Origin of the sequence: Hymenobacter sp. UV11 (assembly GCF_004684095.1) — a bacterium.
Classification (GTDB): Bacteria; Bacteroidota; Bacteroidia; order Cytophagales; family Hymenobacteraceae; genus Hymenobacter.
The window spans coordinates 19,786-39,525 of sequence record NZ_SRII01000012.1; the positions used below are offsets into that span (position 1 = coordinate 19,786).

Below are 19,740 nucleotides of genomic sequence, written 5' to 3' on the forward strand. Positions count from 1 at the left end.
CCGTCCACAAAATCCGTGGAATCCGCTGAAATCCGTGCTAATCAGTGGTCTATGAAAGTTAGAACCCTTAAACAAAACAAGGTCAACGTTATCACGCTGGGCTGTTCCAAAAACCTCGTCGATAGCGAGGTGCTGATGGGCCAGCTCAAGGCCAACGACTTTGTGGTGACGCACGAGGCCAAGAAGTCGGACGCCAACATCGTCATTATCAACACCTGCGGCTTTATCGACAACGCCAAGCAGGAGAGCATCGACACCATTCTGCGCTACGCCGACGAAAAGGAGGCCGGCAAGCTGGAGAAGCTGTACGTAACAGGCTGCCTCTCACAGCGCTACAAAGACGAGCTGGAGCAGGAAATTCCGCAGGTCGATGCCTATTTCGGCACCCTGGAGCTGCCCCAGATGCTGAAGGTGCTGGAGGCCGACTACAAGAAAGAGCTGGTGGGCGAGCGCCTGCTGACGACGCCCAAGCACTACGCCTACTTCAAAATAGCGGAAGGCTGCAACCGGCCGTGCTCGTTCTGCGCCATCCCGCTGATGCGCGGCAAGCACGTAGACCGGCCCATGGAAGACCTCGTGACCGAGGCCAAGCGCCTGGTGAATATGGGAACTAAAGAGCTGATTCTCATTGCCCAGGACCTGACCTACTACGGCCTGCAAGCCTACGGCGAGCGCAAGCTGCCCGAACTGCTGGAGCGCCTGAGCGACGTGGCCGGCGTGGACTGGATTCGGCTGCAATACGCCTACCCCTCCCAGTTTCCGCTGGCGGCGCTGGATGTGATGCGCGAGCGCGAGAACATCTGCCGCTACCTCGACATGCCGTTGCAGCACATCTCGGATAACATGCTGAAAACCATGCGCCGGGGCATCACGGGGCGCCGCACCAAGGAGCTGGTGCGCGAGATTCGCGACCGCGTGCCGGGCATTGCGCTGCGCACTACGCTCATCGCCGGCCACCCCGGCGAAACGGAGGCCGATTTCGAGGAGCTGTGCGAGTTTGTGCAGGAGTCGAAGTTTGAGCGCCTAGGCATCTTCACCTATTCGCACGAAGAAAACACGCACTCGCACACCCTCGTGGACGACGTGCCGGCCGAGGTGAAGCAGGAGCGCGCCGACCGCATCATGGAAATTCAGCAGCAGATATCGCTGGATTACAACGAGTCGCGCGTGGGCCAGACGTATAAGGTGCTCTTCGACCGGCTTGAAGGCGGCTACTACGTGGGCCGCACCGAGTTCGACTCGCCCGAGGTGGACAATGAGGTGCTGGTACTGGCTACCAACGACTTGCACATCCCGCAGGGCAGCTTCGCCAACGTTCACATTACGGGCGCTTCGGACTTTGATTTATACGGCGAGGTAGTGCGGTAGGGGCTTTTGCACAAAGAGGCCCTGCTAGTAAGAAACACAAAACAGAACGTCATGCAGACCAAAGGGAAGCATCTCGCTCGCGCCGCTAGGGTTAGTAATCCTAACGAGGCGAGCGAGATGCTTCCCTTCGGTCTGCATGACGTTCTGTTTCAAGCCATTAACAGCTTACTCCACGGCCCGCGTGGGGTGCTGCGCCGGGATAGCCAATGGCTGGAACGACTTCTTCTGCAAGTCGCTCAGAATGACTTCCACGGCCTTGGCTAGCTGGGGGTCGGCGCCGTTCTGGGTGTCGGCGGGCAGCACATCTACTTCGATATCGGGCGGCACGCCCTGGTTTTCGATTTCCCACTTGCCATCGGGGCTGTAGATGCCGAAGCTGGGCGAGGTGACGGCGCCGCCGTCCATGAGCACGGGGTAGCCCGAAATGCCGACCAGCCCGCCCCAGGTGCGCTTGCCCACGATGGTGCCCAACTCGCGCCGCCGGAAAAACGCTGGTAGCGCATCACCGCCCGAGCCGGCAAACTCGTTAACCAGCATCACCTTGGGGCCATAGATGGAGGCGCCGGGCGAGGTGAAGGCCCTACCCTCACGCGGGGCCCAGTAGCTGAGCAGCGGCCGGTTGAGCAGGTCGAGGATGTAGTCGGCCACGAAGCCGCCGCCGTTGAAGCGCTCGTCTACAATCACGGCTTCTTTATCTAACTGACTGAAATAGTAGCGGTTGAAGAACTCGTAGCCTTCGGCGCTGGTGTTGGGCAGGTACACGTAGGCTACGCGGCCGTGGGTCAGCTCGTCTACCTTGCGGCGGTTGCCCTCGACCCAGGCGATGCGGCGCAGGGTGGCCTCGCTGGCCACGGGCACCACCCTTACTTCGCGGGCGCCTTGCAGGCTGGGCTTGTCGTTGACGGTGAGGGTAAGCTGCTTGCCCACCGTATTTTCGAAGAAGCTGTACACGTTGTCGGCGCCGGTGAGGGGGCGGTTGTTCACGGCCAGCAGGTAGTCACCGGGCTGCACGTTCACGCCGGGGCCGGTGAGCGGAGCGCGCAGGCTAGGGTTAAAGTTCTCGCCGTTGAAGACGCGCTTGAAGCGGTAGTGGTCGTTTACAACCTCATAATCAGCGCCTAGCAGGCCCACGGGGCTAGCCGTGAGGGCGGGCATGTCGCCGCCGCTCACGTAATTGTGGCCCACCACCATCTCGCCCATCATCTCCGAAAACAGGTAATTGAGGTCGGCGCGGTTGGCCACGTGGGGTAGGAAAGCGGCGTATTTCTTCTTGGTGGCGGCCCAGTCGAGGCCGTGCATGTTGGCGTCGTAGAAGTAGTCGCGCTCCAGGCGCCACACCTCGTTGAACATCTGCTCCCACTCGTGGCGCGGGTCGATGTAGGCATCGAGGGCCGTTAGGGTGAGCTTGCCGTCGCCGGCCGCCGGTTTGCCGGCCGTTTCCACGATGCCGTAGCTGTCATGTGGGGCGGTGTAGAGCAGCTTCTTGCCATCGGCACTCAGCGAGTAATCGTCTATTTCCGAGAGGAATACCTCGTCTTTACGGGCCTGCATATCGAAGCGGTGCAGGCGCTGGGTGGGGCCGGTCGGCGAAGCGGGGGTAGGGCCGGCGGCGGTGCTGGCCGGCAGTTGCTCCAGGTAAAAAAGCTTGTCGCCCTCGGCGGCCTGCACGGCGCTGAGGCTGCCCACCGCCGAGCCGGGCACCACCAGGATGCGCTGGCCCAGCCCGGCCGTATCAATCACCACTTTGAGGGGGGTAGGCGGCTTAGCCTTGGAGTCTTTCACGGCCACTTTCAGGTCTTTCACGGCCATTTTGGGGGTGCGGTTGCCCACGGCTTTGCCCACCACTACCGAGTCGGGCCGGGTGGCGGCGCCTTTTTCCTCGTCGCTTTGCGGGGCGAAGGGCGAGGCGTCCTGCTTGTTGAGCACGGCCACGTAGAGCGTGCGCTTGCTCACGCGGTCGTAGGCGGTCATGTCGAGCCAGGTGGTGCGCAGGCCCACGTCGGTGCTGGCCGTGAAAAACAGGTACTTGCCGTTGCGGCTGAAGGCCGGCGCGTCGGCATCGCTGCGGCCATCGCTCACGGCGAAGCGCTTGCCGCTGGGCAGGTGGTACACAAACAGCGTGCGCAAGTGGTTGGGCATCTGCTGCGAGTAGGCCAGCCACCGCGCATCGGGCGACCAGGCCGGGGCCATTGCGTCGTCGCCACGCAGCGGGCCATAGGTGTCGGCCCCCACGCGCACCGGCTTTTTGCTGGCCAGGTCGAGATACCAGAGGTTCAGCTTTTTATCGGTATAGGCGATTTTCTTGCTATCGGGCGACCACTGCGGGTGGAAATAAAACGACGGCGGCCCCAGCGAATACGCCTGCGCGGGCTTGGTGCCGCGCTGGTCCTGCACCATAAGCTGGTACTCGCCGCTGACATCGGAGACGTAGGCGATGCGGGTGCCGTCGGGCGACCAGGCGGGGTAACGCTCGTGCGCACCGTCGGAGTGCGTCAGGTTGCGGCTCTCGCCCTTCTTGGCGGGCACCGTGAAAATATCGCCCCGCGCCTCCACCACGGCGCGCATACCGGTGGGCGAAATGGCGGTGTTGCGCACCATCGAAGCCACATCGCGGTACTGCGGGCGTAGGGCCAGCAGTTCGGGCGAAATGCTGATTTTCAAATCACTAGCCTTGCCCGTAGCCGTATTAAAAAGGTGCAGCCGCCCGGCCTGCTCGTACACCAGCTCGGTGCCGAAGCCGCTGAGCGCCTTCACGTCGTAGTCGGTGTGGCGGGTCAGTTGCTCGACTTTCTTGGTGGCCACGTCGTAGGCAAACACGTTGTTGGTACGCTGCCGGTCGCTGAGGAAATAGACCTTGCCGCCCAGCCACAGCGGGCTGGTGTCGGTGGCGTTTTCGTGCGGCACTTCCTCGGTGGCCAGCGTTTGCATATCGGTCAGCCAGATGGGGCCGGTCTGGCCACCTCGGTAGTGCTTCCAGGTAGCAGTGGCGTTGGTGATGTGCGTGTGCGCCAGGCGCTTGCCATCGGGCGAGTAGCTGCCGCGCTCGCCCATGAGCAGGGGTAGGCGCGCGGGCAGGCCGCCCGCCAGCGGCACCGTGAAGAGCTGCAACGAGCGCGCATACGCCTCCTGCGAGCTGCTGAACAAAATGCTTTTGCCATCGGGCGACCAGTCACGCACCACGTCGGCCGAGGGGTGCCAGGTGAGGCGCCGGGGCTGGCCGCCACTCACGGCCACCACGTACACGTCGGTATTACGGTCATAATCACCGGAGTAGGCTAGCCACTGGCCATCGGGCGAGAAGTGCGGGTTGGTTTCCACGCCCGGCCCCACCGTGAGGCGCTGCGGATTGGAGCCGTCGCGGCCCGCCAGCCAGATGTCGCCGGCGTAGCTGAAGGCTAGCTTATCGCGGCTCAGCGCAGGCTCGCGCAACAGGAGCGTTTCGGAGGGGGTAGGGGCCTGCGCGTGCAGGTGCTGGCTGGCCAGCAACAGCCCGAGGGCTGGCAGAAAGTAGCGTTTGGGCATAGCTTGAAAAGAAGGAAAAAGAAGAAACCTTGTTTTGGGTCGAATACCACTTTTGAGCAGACGTTACCAGACCCAAAGTAAGTACATCTGGGACTTGGATTTATACCACAAAGTGGGGTTACAACAACTAAAGCACCTAAGAATCAGGGCGAGCGCGGGCAGCCCCACCCCCGACCCGGTGGCGAGAACAACTCCAGTTTTCAACCTTTCGGCCTACTTCGGGTTTTGCCTTGAATTCCGCGCTCACTTTTCCCCGCGCTCATGGCTGCCGACTGTACCACCTTGCCCTACGCCGCCACCGGCGCGTTTTCGGGCCTCCTTACCGATTATATCGCCGGCGCGCCGGCCCTGGCGCCCTTCTACCACCGCCGGCCCGAGCTGGCCGCGATTCCGGCCCAGATTGCCGAAAAGCAAGCCGCCTACCCCCCCGAAATGCGCCAGCGGCTGGTAGCCGACCTGCGCGCCCAGTATGCCGAGCTGGGCGGCACGATGCCGCCCGCCGTGGCTGCCAACCTCGACTTGCTGGCCCGCGACACCACGTTTACCATCACCACCGGTCACCAGCTTAACTTACTTACGGGGCCGCTGTACTTTGTGTATAAGATAGTTACGGCTATTAAGCTGAGCCAGGATTTAAAGGCCGCCTACCCCCAGCACGACTTCGTGCCGGTGTACTGGCTGGCTACGGAGGACCACGATTTTGCCGAAATCAACAGCTTCCCGCTCTTCGGCAAAACGTATAGCTGGGCGGGCCCTGGCGGCGCGGCCGGCCTGGGCGGGCCGGTAGGCCGGCTGGCCCTGCAAGGACTGGACGAGGAGCTGCTGAGCCAGCTGCCGCCCGAGGTGCCTGCCGCCTTCCGCGAGGCTTATACCGGCAGCCAGAACCTGAGCGAGGCCACGCGCCGGCTGGCTACCAGCCTCTTTGGCGAGTACGGCCTGGTGTGCCTCGATGCCGACCGGCCCGCGCTGAAGCAGGCCCTCAAGCCACTGCTGACGAAGGAGTTGACCGAGCAGTTTTCCAACCAGGCGGTGCAGGCCACCAACGGCCGCCTCACGGCAGCCGGCTACAAGCCCCAGGTATTCTCGCGGCCGCTCAACCTGTTTTTGCTCACCGCCGAGGGCAAGCGCGAGCGCCTGGAGCTGGAGGCCCACGCGCCGGCCGAGCTGCTGGCCCTGGCCGAAGCCGAGCCCGAGCGCTTCAGCCCCAACGTGGTGCTGCGCCCGGTGTATCAGGAAATCATCATGCCCAACCTGGCCTACATCGGTGGCGGGGCTGAAGTAGCCTATTGGTTTCAGCTGAAGGACGTGTTTGCGGCGCTGGGCGTGCCCTACCCCCTGGTGCTGCCCCGCAACTCGGCCATGTACCTGAGCCGCGCCAACGCCGGCAAACTGGCCAAGCTGGGCCTCTCGGCCACCGACATTTTTAAGCCGCTGGCCGAGCTCAAAAAGCAGGTGGGCGCGCAGCTGGGGCAGGAGGAAATCAGCCTGGCCGCGCAGCAGCAGGCGCTGGCCGCCGCTTTTGAGCAGGTGCAGGAGCTGGCCCAGCGCCTCGACCCCACGCTGGTGAAGTCGGTAGCCGCCGAGGCCCAGAAGGCCGCCGGCAGCCTCGCCGGCCTCGAAAAGCGCCTCAGCAAAGCCGCCGAAGCCAAGCACGAAACGGCCTACGCCCAGCTCACGACGCTCAAAGACAAGCTCTTCCCCGACGGCGGCCTGCAGGAGCGGACGGACAACGTGCTCAGCATTTTGCTTAATAACCCTGGCTTTATCGGGCAGCTGCTGGCGTGTTTTGAGCCGCTGAAGCTGGAGTTTGCGGTGGTGCAGGAGGGGTAGGCGTATTTTTGGTGCTCTATTAGCCAGCTTCTTATCGTGAGGTTTCTTCAGCAGTTTCGCCAGTTATTTACCAAGCCGGCAAGCACCGCGCCCGATAGGTCTTTTGGCCTGATTGAGCAGTTGGGAATTGAGGAGATGCTGGCTCAGCGGCAATGGACACAACTGGAAACTACCGCCGCCCAACTACCTACTGACGACTTGACACGCCTGCTGGATGGCTTGTGCCTGACTGATACCTACGCCGATGGGCTGGCTGCTTACCAGCGAGCGGGTCAATCGGACCTGCGCCGACTGGTAGCAGGCGTGCATGCTACTCATGTGGCCTGGCAGATACGCGGTGGGGCTTACGCCAAGTATGTAGGAAAGGCACAGGCTGAAGGTTTTCACAAACACTTGGAGGATGCATTTGACTGGCTTAATGAGCCTTTTGCTACCCCATCCTATGAAGCCGAACGGGCGGCCCGCATCGTACGGGTGGCGATGGGGATGAGTGAGCCAAACCTTGCCCAGGAGGCATTTGAGCACGCTATTCAACTCGTACCCGACCATCTACAGGCTCACCTATTTTATTTCAACGTACTCACTCCGAAGTGGTTTGGTGACGAAGAAAAGCTAGAGCAGTTCGTGGATGTAGCGGCTGCCTCAGCCTTACAGCCGCTATTGCAAACAATGTATGCAGTAGAGTTGCTAAACAATGCCGATGACGGTACGGAAATAGTGAAGCAGCAAGTTCGCAACGAGCTAGCTCCCCGCCTGAAGACACTAGCCCGCTATACCCCGCTGCCCAACGATACCTTATATGCAGTGTATTTTAATAACTACCTGGCTGGGCTGTGCCACGCACTGGGCCAGTTACCAACCCGAAATACCTACCTAGAAGTGCTGAGCAACCGCATTACTTATTATCCGTGGGCGTATTACGGCCTGCTAGATGCGTCGGCCGTGCAGCGCCTTGCTCAACCCACTAGTTAGTCCGTGTCCACAAAGTCAGCCCTGCGTCGCGCCGCCCTACCCCGCCGCCGGGCCCTGACGCCGGCCGCAGTGGCCCAACGCAGCGCGCAGCTGAGTGAGCAGCTGTTCGCGCATTTTCCGGTAGCAGCGTGGCATTGGCTACACGTTTTTTTGCCGCTGGCCCGCCAGCAGGAGCCCGATACCTGGCTGATAATCCGGCGCATCTGGGCCGAGGCGCTGCCGGTGCAGCTGGCCGCGCCCGTAGTGCAGGCCGATGGCATTTCATTGAAACATTACGAGTTAACCTCGAATACGCCGCTGGTCGCCAACCGCTGGGGCATTCCGGAGCCGGGGGCCGACCCAGCCACGGAGGTAGCCCCGGCGCAGCCCGATGCGGTGCTGGTGCCGCTGCTGGCCTGCGACCGGCAGGGCCAGCGCGTGGGCTACGGCGGCGGGTTCTACGACCGGTTTCTGGCGCAGTGCCGGCCCGACGCGGTGTTTATTGGACTGAATATTCTGGATGATAAGCCCGTGCCCGCCCTCGCCGACGTGCTGCCCACCGACGTGCCGCTGCACGCCTGCCTCACGCCGGGCGGGGTGTGGAAATTTTAGCGGGCCGGCATCAGCTGGGTAGCTGCTGCCTTCGGTAGCGCCCGGCCGGGAGGTGGGGCGCGGGCGGCGGACCTTCCCTACCCCCTCTTTTTTCTCTCATGGCTGCCATTGACCAACCCGCCCCCAAAGCCGGCAAAAAACCGCGTGCCCGCAAACACAGCTTCCGCCTCGACATGACGCCGATGGTGGACCTGGCCTTCCTGCTGCTCACGTTTTTCATGCTCACCACCACTTTCGCCAAGCCCCGCGTGATGCAGCTGACCATGCCGGTGAAAGACCACGACAACACGACGGATGTAAACCGCTCGCAGGCTATGACCATCATGTTGGGCGCGGGGCACCGGGTATTCTACTACTTCGGCCTGAATGCGCCGCACGACCCCAGCGTGCCGGTGCCCACGCTGCACCCCACCGATTTTAGCCCCAAAGGCATCCGGCAGGTGCTGCTGGCGCGGGGCCGGCAGCAGCCCGCGCCCGTGGTGCTCATCGCCACCGGCCCCCGCGCCAAATACAGCGACATGGTGGACGTGCTGGATGAGATGAATATCACTAACCAGCGGAAATACGCCATCGTGCCCCTCTCGGCAGCCGACCGCCAGCTGTTACCAGTGGGCGAGCGGTAGCCCTGGGAGCCCCCCTCTCCTTCTCCAAAAAAGAGGGGGGTAGGGGGTGAGGTGCGCCGGGGAGTACTTTCTGAGGTACCACCTACTTCTTCAGCAGCTCCACGCGCTCGATGCGGGCCTGGCCCCAGGGCGCAACGCTGACGCGCACGCGCACGGCGGGGCTGGTTTTACCGAGGCGCAGGGGGCTGTCGCCGGGCACGTAGTAGCGCTCCAGGTTGTAGCGCAGGCTCAGGCTGCGGTTGTAGACCTCCGTGACCCAGCCGCGTAGCACGGCCTGGCCGGCGGCGGGCTTCAGTTCGTGGTCGTAGACGCCGGTGGCGGTGGCGAGGCTATCGGGGCCGGGCGCGGTAGTCAGCAGCACGTACACAGCCTGGCGGCGCTGCGGGGGGGTAGGGCCGCGCCAGGCCGTGAGGGGCACCTCGGCGGCGGTGTAGCGCAGGCGCACAAAGCTTTCGTATTGAAGGCCGTGCAAATCGACGGGCTGGGTGGCTAGCCAGATGTGCTGGCCGTAGGCCGTGGTAGCGTAGCCCGCGCCGGCCACGCCCAGCACGTAGAGCACCTGCGCCGCCACGAGCAGCCGCAGCAAGAGGCGGTGAGAGGGGGTAGGGCGGCGCATCAGGAGTTGGCGGCTGGGGGCCGGGAATTGGGTTCGGGCGCTACAGCGCCACCAGTTACGGTCGCCACGCCGGCAGCCAGGCGCTGGGCATTGCGACGGCGCAGATACCAGCTCAGGCTCAGCAGCAGCACGCCGCCAATCAGGAAGAACAGCGACTTATCAAGGAAAGCCCAGGTGAGCTTGAAGTAGGCCACCATCGTGGCCACCACGAAGAGCACGGTGCCCAGCGTAAGCTGCTCGGCCTCGCCTGCGCGGTGGGCGCGGGTCAGCACCGAGCCGGCGTGGGCGTACAGCACCACCAGCGTGGCCACGGCCAGCGGCAGCCCGCCCGGCAGGTAAAAGCCCGGCAGCAGCAGCAGCCAGTCGGGCAGGCTGGCCAGCGTGCCCCGCGCCCGCTTGCCGGCCACCGACAGGGCCAGCACGGCCGCCAGCGCGCCCAGGTAGGCCAGCACCGGCGGGCGCAGCAGCCCGGCGTACTGGTCGGTTTCGCCAAACAGGGCCAGGCCGAGGGCAAACAGGTAAGCTGCTACCAGCGGCGGGCCTTGCAGGGCCCGGCCGGCGGCGCGGTTGGGGTGCCAGTCGCCGGCCGCGTACACGAGCATGGCCGGAATAAAAAACCAGGTGATTTTGGCGTGGCTGAGCGCGACCCACAGCGCCGCCTGCCACAATAGGCTCAGGGCCAGCAGGCTGGCTACTAGCGTATCGGGCTCGCGGCCGGCGGCGGGCCGCCACCAGCGCCAGCCGCTGCCCAGCGCCACCAGCCCCAGCGTGGCGTAGCTAAACACGCCCAGCGCCTGCGTACAATACGTTTGCACGGCCACGCCGATGATAATCGGCAGCAGCGTGAGCGCCTGGCTGTCATACAAATAACTCAGCAGCACACCCACCACCACCCAGGCCAGCAGGCCGCTCACGTCGTAGCCCACCAACTGGTAAAGCTGACTGGTGAGGATGATGCTGGCTCCAAAAATCACCAGCCCCAGCCCCAGCAAGCCGTGGCCCACCCGGCGGTTGCCACGGTGCAAAAAGTACTCGCCGCCCGCGTAGGCCGCCAGCAGGCTGCCCAGCAGCAGCCCCAGCCGCACCGGGGTGGGTAGGCTCTGCCAGTTGGCGGCCACCACGCTCAGGGCGCTCAAGCCCACCAGAATGCTGCCCAGCAGCGGCAGCAGGCCCACGGCCTGCACGGCCTCAGAGGGGTAGCGGGCCAGCAGGCGCTCGCGCTGCGCCTCCGTGATGAGGCCCTCGGCCACCCAGGCGGGCGTTTCGGTTTCTAAGAAGTTACGACTCATTCGGGGTGCAACCTACGGCGGCCGGCACGGTCAGCGCCGCCTCCACCAGCTCTTCCACCAGCGCATCGAGGCCGTGGTACCAGTCGATGTGGGGCGAGGTAACACCGCAGCCGCCCGGCCGGGTCGGGCACGTGGTCACGGCCCAGCGGTAGTGGCACTGCGGGCAGGTGCCGCCGGTTTCGAACGTGTCCCAGACGTGGCCGCAGCGGCACTGCCAGTGCGGGCCGCCATCGGGCTCCCAGTGGCAGGCAGGGCAATAAATGTCTATTTGTGCGTCGGTTGCCATAGCAAAAAACAAGAGAGTGAAGAGATTAGGTAGGTTTGCGGGCCCGTGTCATTTCGCGCTTGCCGGGCGGGCCAGGTAGCTTCTCGGTGAGCCAGCCGGCGGCCCGTAGGTTGCGCCTGAACTGGCCCTGCGCGCAGTAGCTCACCAGCACCGCGCCGGCCGCGGCAGCCGCGTAGAGCGTTGCAAATACGTCCGCCGTCCACAGCTCGGGTTGCTTTTCGGGGGCAAAGGCGTCGAAATAGAGGAGGTCATACGCAGCATTTGGTAAGTCAGCTACCTCAACTTGCGCTTGTATCTTGGTCAGTATAAAGCCCGGTGCCAGCACGGTGGCGTCGCCCCAGGGCGCGGCGTGCAACTGGGCAAAAGCTTGGCTAATAGCAGGCTCCGTGGCCCACTGCGGCGCCAGGGCCGCCACGGCGGCGGGGGGTAGGGGGTAGGTTTCGTAGCCATCGTAGCGAATGGCAGCCGGGGTAGCTTCAACCGCTGCCAGCGTCAGCAGGGCGTTGAGGCCGGTGCCGAGGCCCACTTCCAGCACGCGCAGCGGCCGGCCATCTTGCCCCCGCCCCGCCGCCAGCAGCGGCCGCAAGCCCGCCTCAATAAACACGTGGCGCGACTCCTGCGCCGCGCCGTGGTGCGAGTGGTAGTGCTCATCCAGCGCGGGCACGTAGAGCGTGGGCGAGCCGTCGGCGGTGGTGCGCACCTCTACTTTTGACGCATAATCGAATTGCTCACTGCTCATTGTTCCCTGCTACCTGATAGAATGGCCCGCGTAAAAGTAAGTTTGCCCGAAAGCTTTGGCTTTGCGGTAGCAATTCCCGTTCGCATCACCGACCTCAATTACGGCGCGCACCTCGGCAACGATGCCCTGCTGAGCCTGCTGCACGAGGCGCGGGTGCAGTTTCTGGCCCACCTCGGCGTGGCCGAGTTTGACCCCGCCACCCAGCTGGGCTTCATCCTGGTTGATGTGGCCATTGAGTACAAGGCTGAGGCGTTTTATGGCGATGTGCTGACGATGGAACTGGCCGCCAACGACCCGAATAAGTACGGCTTCGATATCGTGTATCACGTTAAAAACCAACTAGGCAAAGAAATCGCCCGCGCCAAAACCGGGATGCTCTGCTTCGACTATACCACCCGCAAGCTGCGCTCCCTACCCCCCGAGCTGGCCGCCAAGGTCGGCTAAGCGCCCATGTTTCGCCTCGTCCTCCTCACCGCCCCCACCTCCCTGCCCCACGAGCCCCGCCTGCTCACCGAGCTGCTGACACTGGGCCTGCCCCGCCTGCACCTGCGCAAGCCCAACTGGCCAGCTGCGCAACTGGAGGCGCTGATTCGGGCGCTGCCTCCGCAGTTTCACGAGCGGCTGGTGCTGCACGCCTACCCCCACCTGGTGCGCCACTACCGGCTGGGCGGCCTGCACCTCACGGCCAGCCAGCGCGCCGCCGCCACCCGCCGCCCGGCGCTACTGCCTGGCCAAACGCTCTCCACCTCGTTTCACTCGCTGGCCGAAGTTACCGGGCACCGGCGGCGCTACGACTACGTGTTTCTCAGCCCTATTTTCGACAGCATCAGCAAGGAGGGCTACGCGAGCGGCTTCGACCTGGCGGCGGTAGCGGCGTTTCTGCACAAGCTGGGCGCCCGGCCTGGCTACCAGCCGCCGGTGCTGGCGCTGGGCGGGGTTGATTCTCAGAATATTGCGTTGGTGCAGCAGGCTGGCTTTGCGGGCGCGGCCGTGCTGGGAGCCGTATGGGGCAGTACCGAGCCGGCAGCGGCTTTTCAACAACTGGCGCGGCAAGTTTACGCCAGCGCCGCGTCCCAGTCCTTCCACACGGGCTCGTAGCCCTGGCGGCGCAGCATGGCGGCCACTTCGGCCGGGCTGCGCTCGTCGCTGATTTCGAACTGCTCCAGCGACTCGGGCGCCACGGCGTAGCCGCCGGGATTGGTCTTTGAGCCGGCGCTGATACTGGTGATTCCCAGCTTAATAACCTGGTCGCGGAAGGCCGGCTCCTCGCGGGTCGAGAGCGATAATTCCACTTCCTCATTCAGCAAGCGGTAGGCACAGATGAGCTGCACCAGCTCGCGGTTGCTCATCTCCACCTTGGGTTGAAGCAGGCCCTCGGCCGGCCGCAGGCGCGGGAAGGACAGGCTGTACCGGGTCTGCCAATAGGTGCGCTCCAGGTAATCGAGGTGCAGGGCAGTGTAAAAGCAGTCGGTGCGCCAGTCCTCCAGCCCGATGAGCACGCCCAGGCCCATCTTGTGGATGCCGGCCCGGCCCAGGCGGTCGGGCGTGTCGAGGCGGTAGTGGAAGTTCGACTTCTTGCCCTTGGGGTGATGCTTTTTGTAGTCCTCCTGGTGGTAAGTTTCCTGGTACACCAGCACCGTATTCAGCCCTTCAGGAATGAGGCGCACGTAGTCCGCTTCATCCAGCGGCTGTACTTCCATCGAGAGGTGCGCGAAGTGCGGGCGCAGCGTTTTCAACGCTTTTTCGAGGTAATCGACGCCTACCGTCTGGTTGGCCTCGCCGGTCACCAGCAGCACGTGGTCGTAGCCCCAACCCTTGAGCACGGCCGCTTCGGCCAGCATTTCCACGCTGCTGAGGGTGCGGCGCTTGAGCTTATTATCGAGGCTGAAGCCGCAATAGGTGCAGATATTCTGGCACTCATTGCTAAGGTACAGGGGCACATACAGCTGCATGGTATTGCCAAACCGCTTCTGCGTGAGCCGGTGGCTGAGCTGGGCCATCTGCTCCAGGTAGGGCGCGGCAGCGGGCGAAATCAGGGCCTTGAAGTCGTCCAGGGTGCGGCGCGGGGCAGCGAGCGCCCGCTCCACGTCGGCCGAAGTTTTGGCGTAGATGCTGGCCTTGATATCGTCCCACGGATGGGCCTCGAAAATGGGGCGGAAACTCATATCCTTTTACTAATTTTGAAAACGGTCGTCATGCAGAGCGCAGCGAAGCATCTCGCCCGCTTCGTTGGTTTAGTAACCCCAGCGTCAGCACGCGAGATGCTTCGCTGCGCTCTGCATGACGACCGTTTTCACAGGTTTTTCTTAATCCAAAAATGCCGTGAGCGGGCTACTAGCCACGGCCTCGGCGTGCGCCGTTGGCGCGGCCAGCCGCGCCTCGTAGGCCACGCGCCCGGCCTCCACGGCCAGCCGGAAGGCGTGCGCCATCGCCACTGGCTGCCCGGCCACGGCAATGGCCGTGTTCACGAGCACCGCATCGGCGCCCATTTCCAGGGCTGCGGCTGCGTGCGAGGGCGCCCCAATGCCGGCATCAACCACCACCGGCACCCGGCTTTGGCCGATAATTATTTCCAGAAACTCTCTGGTCAGTAAGCCTTTATTGGAGCCGATGGGCGAGCCCAACGGCATTACGGCGGCCACGCCTACCCCCTCCAATCGCTTGCAAAGCACCGGGTCGGCGTGGATGTAGGGCAGCACCACGAAGCCCAGCTTCACCAGCTCCTCAGCGGCTTTGAGGGTTTCGATGGGGTCAGGCAACAGGTACTTGGGGTCGGGGTGAATTTCGAGCTTGAGCCAGTTGGTTTCCAGTGCCTCGCGGGCCAGCTGGGCGGCAAAAACGGCCTCCTTAGCGGTGCGCACGCCCGAGGTATTGGGCAGCAGGCTGAACTGCGGGTGGCTGAGGTGGCGCAGAATATCGTCGTCGGCATTGGCCACGTCCACACGCTTAAGGGCCACCGTCACTAGCTCAGAGCCGGAGGCCAGCAGCGCCTCTTCCATGAGCGCCGACGAGCTAAACTTGCCCGTGCCCGTGAAGAGCCGCGAGGTAAACGTGCGGCCGGCAATTACCAGGGGTTGCGTTTTCATATCGTTTCTACCACTTGATTAGCAATTAACTCGCCCACAAAAAGCCTGGCCGCCGCACGCGGGTCGGCCGCGCCACCAATGGCGCCCGACACCGCCACGCCGTGCAGCCCGGTGGCCCGTAGCGCCGGCACGTCGGCCAGCCCTACCCCCCCAATGCCGATGATAGGTACCGTGAAGCCCGCCGCCCGGCACTGCCCCAGAATTTCAGTGTAGCTGGCCAGCCCCAGAATCGGGCTCAGCTTTTCCTTGGTGGTGGTGAAGCGAAACGGCCCCAGCCCCACGTAATCGACGCCGGCTGCCACCAGCCCTTCGATATCGGCAAAGGTGTTGGCGGTGCCGCCGATGAGGAAACCCGGCCCCAGCAGCGCACGCGCCTCGGCGGGCGGCATGTCCTGCTTACCCAAGTGTACGCCGTCGGCCCCAATTTCCCGCGCCAGCGCCGGGTTATCGTTGAGGATGAGCGTGGCACCGTGGTGGCGGCACACGGCCTGCGCATCCAGAGCGCGCTGCCGCCACTCGGCCGCTGGCAGGTTTTTGACCCGCAGCTGCACCCAGCGCACACCGCCCCGGCAGGCCAGCTCGGCGGCCGCGGCGGTGGTAGTGATATAGTGCAGATTACTGATTTTCATGGTGGTTATTTTCGTAATGATATCCTAGCAGCGTATCGTTGCTGCCCAGAAAGGCAGCGGTATAAACCTTGCCAGACCGGCAGGCAGCGAGCAGGTCATCACCGAGCGCCAGCCGGGCCAGCACCGCCGCCGACAGCACGCAGCCGCTGCCGTGCTTTTCGCCGTGCGGCAGGCGCGGGGTAGCCAGCGTGTGGCGCTCCTCGGGCAGCAGCAGCACATCGGTGGCAAAGTCGCCGGTGGCGTGGCCGCCTTTCAGCAGCACCGGGCACCAGGCAGCCAGTGCTTCGGCGGCGGCTTCGGGGGTAGGGACCGCAATGAGCCGCAACGCCTCGGGCTGGTTGGGGGTAATGAGCGCCAGCTCGCGGCAGATGGCTTGTAGCAGCCCCGCCTCGGGCCGGGCATGGAACTCGTAACCCGCCGTGGCCTTCAACACCGGGTCCCAGACGATTTGCACCGCGGGCTTCTGCGCTTTCAGCCAGCTGATTAACTCTAGCAAGAGGGGTAGACTTTCGATGAGGCCGATTTTGATGAAGCCGATATCGAACCGCGCCAACAGCAGCCGGATTTGGTCCTGAATTTCAGGTATCCCGACCCAGCTCACGCGCTCAAACGTCACGTCGTTCTGCACCGTGAGGGCGGTGCAGGCGGCCAGGCCATATACGCCGCTGGCTTCCAGCGTTTTCACGTCGGCCAGCACGCCGGCCCCGGCACTGGGGTCGAAGCCGGCAATGGTGAGGGCGTAGGGGCGGGGCAGAGCAGCCACTGAGGGTTTGATTTTTATCGTTTGTCATTGCAAGCGCAACGAAGTGGAGCGCGGCAATCGCCCCAGAACAAGTCGTTCAAGTTTCATTCTGGGGCAATTGCTTCGTCGTTCCTTCTCGCAATGACAGTCGATTAGCCTGACAGATAAGCGTTACAGATAAATCTCACTGCCCTTCTGCACGAACTCGCGCGACTTCTCGCGCAACCCCTCGGTCAACACCTGCGCTGCCGTAAGGTCCTGCTTGGCTGCGTAGTCGCGCACTTCCTGCGTTATTTTCATGGAGCAGAAATGCGGGCCGCACATCGAGCAGAAATGCGCCACTTTGGCGCCCTCGGCGGGCAGGGTTTCGTCGTGGTATTCGCGGGCCGTGTCGGGGTCGAGGCTGAGGTTGAACTGGTCTTCCCAGCGGAACTCGAAGCGGGCCTTGCTCAGGGCGTTGTCGCGGTACTGCGCGCCGGGGTGGCCCTTGGCGAGGTCGGCGGCGTGGGCCGCGATTTTGTAGGCGATTACGCCGTCCTTCACGTCTTGCTTGTTGGGCAGGCCGAGGTGCTCCTTGGGCGTTACGTAGCAGAGCATGGCCGTGCCAAACCAGCCAATCATGGCCGCGCCGATGGCCGACGTAATGTGGTCATAGCCAGGGGCAATATCCGTAGTCAGCGGCCCCAGCGTGTAGAAGGGCGCCTCGTGGCACTCCTTCAGTTGCTTGTCCATATTCTCCTTGATGAGGTGCATGGGCACGTGGCCGGGGCCCTCAATCATCACCTGCACGTCGTGGGCCCAGGCTATTTTGGTGAGCTCGCCCAGGGTTTCCAGCTCGGCAAACTGCGCCTCATCGTTGGCATCGGCGATGGAACCGGGGCGCAGGCCGTCGCCCAGCGAGAAGGCCACGTCATAGGCCTTCATAATCTCGCAGATTTCCTCGAAATGCGTGTAGAGGAAGCTTTCCTTGTGGTGCGCCAGGCACCACTTGGCCATAATGGAACCGCCGCGCGACACGATGCCGGTCACGCGCTTGGCGGTCATCGGCACGTAGCGCAACAGCACGCCGGCGTGGATGGTGAAGTAGTCTACGCCCTGCTCGGCCTGCTCAATGAGCGTGTCGCGGAACAGCTCCCAAGTCAGGTCCTCGGCCTTGCCGTTCACCTTTTCCAGCGCCTGATAAATAGGCACCGTACCCACCGGCACCGGGCAGTTGCGGATAATCCACTCGCGGGTTTCGTGGATATTCTTGCCGGTGCTCAAATCCATCAGCGTGTCGCCGCCCCAGCGGCAGCTCCACACGGCCTTATCTACCTCTTCCTCAATGGATGAGGTCACGGCCGAGTTGCCGATATTGGTATTAATCTTCACCAGAAAGTTACGCCCGATAATCATCGGCTCGCTCTCCGGGTGGTTGATATTGCTGGGAATAACGGCCCGCCCGGCCGCCACTTCTTGGCGTACAAACTCGGCCGTGATATGGCCCTCGGGCGTGTTGGCCCCGAAGCTGTGGCCGCGGTGCTGCGTGCGCAGCGGGTCGTCCTGGGGCAGCTCGTCGAAGCGCTGGTTTTCCCGAATGGCGATATACTCCATCTCGGGCGTGATGCGGCCCTGCTTGGCGTAGTGCATCTGGCTCACGTTGGCGCCCGGCTTGGCGCGCAACGGGGCCGCGATGTGCTCAAAGCGTAGGTGGTCCAGGCTGTTATCGGCGGCGCGCTGCTTGCCATAGTCGGAGGTAGTGCCGGGCAGTTGCTCCACGTCGCCGCGCTCCAGAATCCAGCTTTCGCGCAAGCGGGGCAAGCCTTTTTTCAGGTCGATTTCGATATTCGGGTCCGTGTAGGGGCCGCTGGTGTCGTACACCGTCACGGGCGGGTTCGTCTCCGACGGAAAGCCGAAATCGAACTTGCGCTCGGTATCGGCCAGCGCGATTTCGCGCATCGCCACCCGAATATTCGGGTGCAGCTTGCCCGGCACGTAAATCTTGCGCGAGCCGGTGAGCGGCTGGCGCTCCACCAGCGTCTGCTGGGGGGCGTGGTCTTTTTGCTTCATCTGAAAAAATGATTGGTTGATTACCCGTCAGCCCGAAACAATCATCTGTTAATCAATTATTTGAGTAAACTACCCATCTGATAATTGATAATTGTTTCCTTATAATTGATTCCCTACCCCCCCTGCGTGGCCCTTATGAGGGTGAGGCGGTCGTGGGGCTGCACGGCATGGGTAGGCCACTCGGTGCGGGGTACTACCACATCGTTAATGGCCACGGCGAGGCCGCGCGTCTGGGTCTGGCCCAAGGCAGTCAGCAGCTCGGTGAGGGGCTGGTTTTCAGCGGCTTCGTGAGCCAAATTGTTTACGTAGCAAACCATGCAACTAGCGTTAGTTGGGACAAGGGAAAGCCATAAACAATAGGCGGTGCCAGCCACGGCCTACCCCCATGGGTAGCCGCCAGGCAGAACCAGTACTTTTCCCTTCGCCAGCATTACCTGGTTCAGGTTCGGAGGGTATTGTCTCAGCCTTGCTTGCGCAAAGCACCCCTAAAGTTTATGGTGGCGAAGGTAGGCGGCGCAAGCTCAATGTCGGCTGAATTGGGCCGCTTTTGCCGGAATTCTATTTGTTGCGGTGGCAGATAGCTGTCTACCGCTAAACGGCGCCCATGAATTGGGCGTGATAACGCAGCAAATTCCTTTCAAGGACAGGTACTAAATCAGGCCATGTTGAATCGCAGGTGCGATTCAACATGGCCTGATTTAGTACCTGTCCTGTAATGCTTCGTGCTACGATATAACGCTAAACCACTGCAGCAACTACGTAGTTAAAATGCGTTCTCATCGCTTTTAAATGTCTGACTAACAGTTAGTAGCACAATCTTCACATCCAGCAGGAATGACCAATTGTACACATACTTGATATCGGCATCTACTCGCTTCGCCATAGATTCAACCTCTTTGGTTTCGCCTCGGTAGCCCGAAACCTGGGCTAAGCCCGTGATACCCGGCATAATAATATGCCGCTCCATAAAATTATCGATGGCTTTCGAATAATATTCGGTGTGGCTTAGCATGTGGGGTCGCGGCCCTACTACTGACATTTCGCCTTTCAGCACATTGAAGAACTGAGGCAGTTCATCCATACTACTCTTTCGCAGGAAAGCGCCAACCTTCGTAATGCGGCTATCACCCTTGCTGGCCTGCTTTAAATCAGCGTCTGCGCTGATGCGCATACTTCTGAATTTGAGGCAATAGAAGGGCAGACCATTTTTGCCGGTACGCAGCTGTTTAAAAAAGACCGGGCCCTTTGATTCTAGCTTGATGAGGAGTGCAATAATTAGCACTAGCCAACTCAGCAGAAAAATGATAACAAGCGACGCAAACAAGAAGTCAAAGACTCTCTTTCGGATGAAAGAACCCATAACCACTCGGGTCTTGGGCATGTGAAAAGTGCTTAGTA

19 protein-coding genes and 1 riboswitch are annotated in these 19,740 nt (G+C 62.6%); of the genes, 7 read left to right on the forward strand and 12 right to left on the reverse strand.

Translation table 11 applies throughout. The annotated features are described in order from the left end of the window. The first annotated feature begins 51 nt into the window (after positions 1–51). Positions 52–1,368: a 30S ribosomal protein S12 methylthiotransferase RimO gene (gene rimO / locus E4631_RS20450; protein WP_133655829.1), complete on the forward strand. Its 1,317-nt coding sequence runs from the start codon at positions 52–54 to the stop codon at positions 1,366–1,368. A 165-nt stretch (positions 1,369–1,533) separates the two neighbouring features. Here the strand turns inward: rimO and E4631_RS20455 are convergent, their stop codons facing one another. Then, positions 1,534–4,890, reverse strand: a complete 3,357-nt coding sequence (locus E4631_RS20455; protein WP_133655828.1) for a S41 family peptidase — start codon at positions 4,888–4,890, stop codon at positions 1,534–1,536. A gap of 261 nt (positions 4,891–5,151) precedes the next feature. Here E4631_RS20455 and bshC point away from each other — a divergent pair, with 261 nt between their 5' ends. The 4 genes from bshC (at position 5,152) to E4631_RS20475 (ending at position 8,906) form a co-directional block, all read left to right on the forward strand. After that, positions 5,152–6,720, forward strand: a complete 1,569-nt coding sequence (gene bshC / locus E4631_RS20460; RefSeq protein ID WP_133655827.1) for a bacillithiol biosynthesis cysteine-adding enzyme BshC — start codon at positions 5,152–5,154, stop codon at positions 6,718–6,720. Between the two features lie 198 nt (positions 6,721–6,918). Further along, complete coding sequence (locus tag E4631_RS20465) at positions 6,919–7,692, forward strand: hypothetical protein (protein WP_133655826.1); 774 nt, start codon at positions 6,919–6,921, stop codon at positions 7,690–7,692. A gap of 3 nt (positions 7,693–7,695) precedes the next feature. Then, the gene (locus E4631_RS20470; RefSeq protein WP_133655825.1) at positions 7,696–8,283 is read left to right on the forward strand and encodes a 5-formyltetrahydrofolate cyclo-ligase; all 588 of its coding nucleotides are present in this window, start codon (positions 7,696–7,698) and stop codon (positions 8,281–8,283) included. A gap of 98 nt (positions 8,284–8,381) precedes the next feature. Beyond that, entirely contained in the window at positions 8,382–8,906 is a 525-nt protein-coding gene (locus E4631_RS20475) for a biopolymer transporter ExbD (RefSeq protein WP_133655824.1), read from the forward strand. Positions 8,907–8,988: 82 nt separating this feature from the next. On the opposite strand, the gene E4631_RS20480 is transcribed toward E4631_RS20475, so the two are convergent. From E4631_RS20480 to mnmD, 4 genes are read right to left on the reverse strand one after another with little or no spacing between them, the layout of a single operon-like run. Further along, positions 8,989–9,522 carry a GDYXXLXY domain-containing protein gene (locus E4631_RS20480; RefSeq protein ID WP_133655823.1) on the reverse strand — a complete coding sequence of 178 codons (534 nt, stop codon included), beginning with the start codon at positions 9,520–9,522 and terminating at the stop codon, positions 8,989–8,991. Further along, positions 9,522–10,811 carry a DUF2157 domain-containing protein gene (locus E4631_RS20485; protein ID WP_133655822.1) on the reverse strand — a complete coding sequence of 430 codons (1,290 nt, stop codon included), beginning with the start codon at positions 10,809–10,811 and terminating at the stop codon, positions 9,522–9,524. The genes E4631_RS20480 and E4631_RS20485 overlap by 1 nt, the downstream gene beginning before the upstream one ends. Beyond that, positions 10,801–11,097 (reverse strand): hypothetical protein, encoded by a 297-nt coding sequence (locus tag E4631_RS20490; RefSeq protein WP_133655821.1) that lies wholly within the window; start codon positions 11,095–11,097, stop codon positions 10,801–10,803. The genes E4631_RS20485 and E4631_RS20490 overlap by 11 nt, the downstream gene beginning before the upstream one ends. Positions 11,098–11,122: 25 nt before the next feature. Next, complete coding sequence (mnmD, locus tag E4631_RS20495; RefSeq protein ID WP_133655820.1) at positions 11,123–11,836, reverse strand: tRNA (5-methylaminomethyl-2-thiouridine)(34)-methyltransferase MnmD; 714 nt, start codon at positions 11,834–11,836, stop codon at positions 11,123–11,125. 21 nt (positions 11,837–11,857) lie between these two features. On the opposite strand from mnmD, the gene E4631_RS20500 reads away from it, so the two are divergent. After that, entirely contained in the window at positions 11,858–12,280 is a 423-nt protein-coding gene (locus tag E4631_RS20500) for a thioesterase family protein (protein ID WP_133655819.1), read from the forward strand. Positions 12,281–12,286: 6 nt separating this feature from the next. Next, positions 12,287–12,934 carry a thiamine phosphate synthase gene (locus E4631_RS20505; protein WP_133655818.1) on the forward strand — a complete coding sequence of 216 codons (648 nt, stop codon included), beginning with the start codon at positions 12,287–12,289 and terminating at the stop codon, positions 12,932–12,934. Here the strand turns inward: E4631_RS20505 and thiH are convergent. From thiH to E4631_RS20540, 7 genes are all read right to left on the reverse strand, one after another. Next, positions 12,892–14,001: a 2-iminoacetate synthase ThiH gene (gene thiH, locus E4631_RS20510; RefSeq protein WP_133655817.1), complete on the reverse strand. Its 1,110-nt coding sequence runs from the start codon at positions 13,999–14,001 to the stop codon at positions 12,892–12,894. The two genes, E4631_RS20505 and thiH, sit on opposite strands and share 43 nt — an antisense overlap. A gap of 141 nt (positions 14,002–14,142) precedes the next feature. Then, positions 14,143–14,922 (reverse strand): thiazole synthase, encoded by a 780-nt coding sequence (locus E4631_RS20515; RefSeq protein ID WP_133655816.1) that lies wholly within the window; start codon positions 14,920–14,922, stop codon positions 14,143–14,145. Continuing rightward, positions 14,919–15,551: a thiamine phosphate synthase gene (locus E4631_RS20520; protein ID WP_133655815.1), complete on the reverse strand. Its 633-nt coding sequence runs from the start codon at positions 15,549–15,551 to the stop codon at positions 14,919–14,921. Before E4631_RS20520 ends, E4631_RS20515 begins: the two co-directional genes overlap by 4 nt. Further along, positions 15,538–16,314, reverse strand: a complete 777-nt coding sequence (locus tag E4631_RS20525; protein WP_205704280.1) for a hydroxymethylpyrimidine/phosphomethylpyrimidine kinase — start codon at positions 16,312–16,314, stop codon at positions 15,538–15,540. Before E4631_RS20525 ends, E4631_RS20520 begins: the two co-directional genes overlap by 14 nt. A 150-nt stretch (positions 16,315–16,464) precedes the next feature. After that, positions 16,465–18,342, reverse strand: coding sequence for a phosphomethylpyrimidine synthase ThiC (gene thiC / locus E4631_RS20530; RefSeq protein WP_133655813.1), 1,878 nt, complete (start codon positions 18,340–18,342; stop codon positions 16,465–16,467). A gap of 113 nt (positions 18,343–18,455) precedes the next feature. Beyond that, positions 18,456–18,638 carry a sulfur carrier protein ThiS gene (thiS, locus tag E4631_RS20535; protein ID WP_166647940.1) on the reverse strand — a complete coding sequence of 61 codons (183 nt, stop codon included), beginning with the start codon at positions 18,636–18,638 and terminating at the stop codon, positions 18,456–18,458. 103 nt (positions 18,639–18,741) lie between these two features. After that, positions 18,742–18,839: riboswitch (TPP riboswitch) on the reverse strand. A 266-nt stretch (positions 18,840–19,105) separates the two neighbouring features. After that, the gene (locus tag E4631_RS20540) at positions 19,106–19,723 is read right to left on the reverse strand and encodes an exopolysaccharide biosynthesis polyprenyl glycosylphosphotransferase (protein WP_166647939.1); all 618 of its coding nucleotides are present in this window, start codon (positions 19,721–19,723) and stop codon (positions 19,106–19,108) included. Between the last annotated feature and the right edge of the window lie 17 nt (positions 19,724–19,740).

Excerpts from the sequence above, each read along its gene's own strand:
- E4631_RS20475 (WP_133655824.1), top strand. The coding sequence starts at position 8,382 with ATGGCTGCCATTGACCAACCCGCCCCCAAAGCCGGCAAAAAACCGCGT.
- bshC (WP_133655827.1), top strand. The coding sequence starts at position 5,152 with ATGGCTGCCGACTGTACCACCTTGCCCTACGCCGCCACCGGCGCGTTT.
- E4631_RS20505 (WP_133655818.1), top strand. The coding sequence starts at position 12,287 with ATGTTTCGCCTCGTCCTCCTCACCGCCCCCACCTCCCTGCCCCACGAG.
- E4631_RS20515 (WP_133655816.1), bottom strand. The coding sequence starts at position 14,922 with ATGAAAACGCAACCCCTGGTAATTGCCGGCCGCACGTTTACCTCGCGG.
- E4631_RS20540 (WP_166647939.1), bottom strand. The coding sequence starts at position 19,723 with ATGCCCAAGACCCGAGTGGTTATGGGTTCTTTCATCCGAAAGAGAGTC.
- thiH (WP_133655817.1), bottom strand. The coding sequence starts at position 14,001 with ATGAGTTTCCGCCCCATTTTCGAGGCCCATCCGTGGGACGATATCAAG.
- mnmD (WP_133655820.1), bottom strand. The coding sequence starts at position 11,836 with ATGAGCAGTGAGCAATTCGATTATGCGTCAAAAGTAGAGGTGCGCACC.
- E4631_RS20500 (WP_133655819.1), top strand. The coding sequence starts at position 11,858 with ATGGCCCGCGTAAAAGTAAGTTTGCCCGAAAGCTTTGGCTTTGCGGTA.
- E4631_RS20480 (WP_133655823.1), bottom strand. The coding sequence starts at position 9,522 with ATGCGCCGCCCTACCCCCTCTCACCGCCTCTTGCTGCGGCTGCTCGTG.
- thiC (WP_133655813.1), bottom strand. The coding sequence starts at position 18,342 with ATGAAGCAAAAAGACCACGCCCCCCAGCAGACGCTGGTGGAGCGCCAG.
- rimO (WP_133655829.1), top strand. The coding sequence starts at position 52 with ATGAAAGTTAGAACCCTTAAACAAAACAAGGTCAACGTTATCACGCTG.
- E4631_RS20485 (WP_133655822.1), bottom strand. The coding sequence starts at position 10,811 with ATGAGTCGTAACTTCTTAGAAACCGAAACGCCCGCCTGGGTGGCCGAG.
- E4631_RS20490 (WP_133655821.1), bottom strand. The coding sequence starts at position 11,097 with ATGGCAACCGACGCACAAATAGACATTTATTGCCCTGCCTGCCACTGG.
- E4631_RS20520 (WP_133655815.1), bottom strand. The coding sequence starts at position 15,551 with ATGAAAATCAGTAATCTGCACTATATCACTACCACCGCCGCGGCCGCC.
- E4631_RS20455 (WP_133655828.1), bottom strand. The coding sequence starts at position 4,890 with ATGCCCAAACGCTACTTTCTGCCAGCCCTCGGGCTGTTGCTGGCCAGC.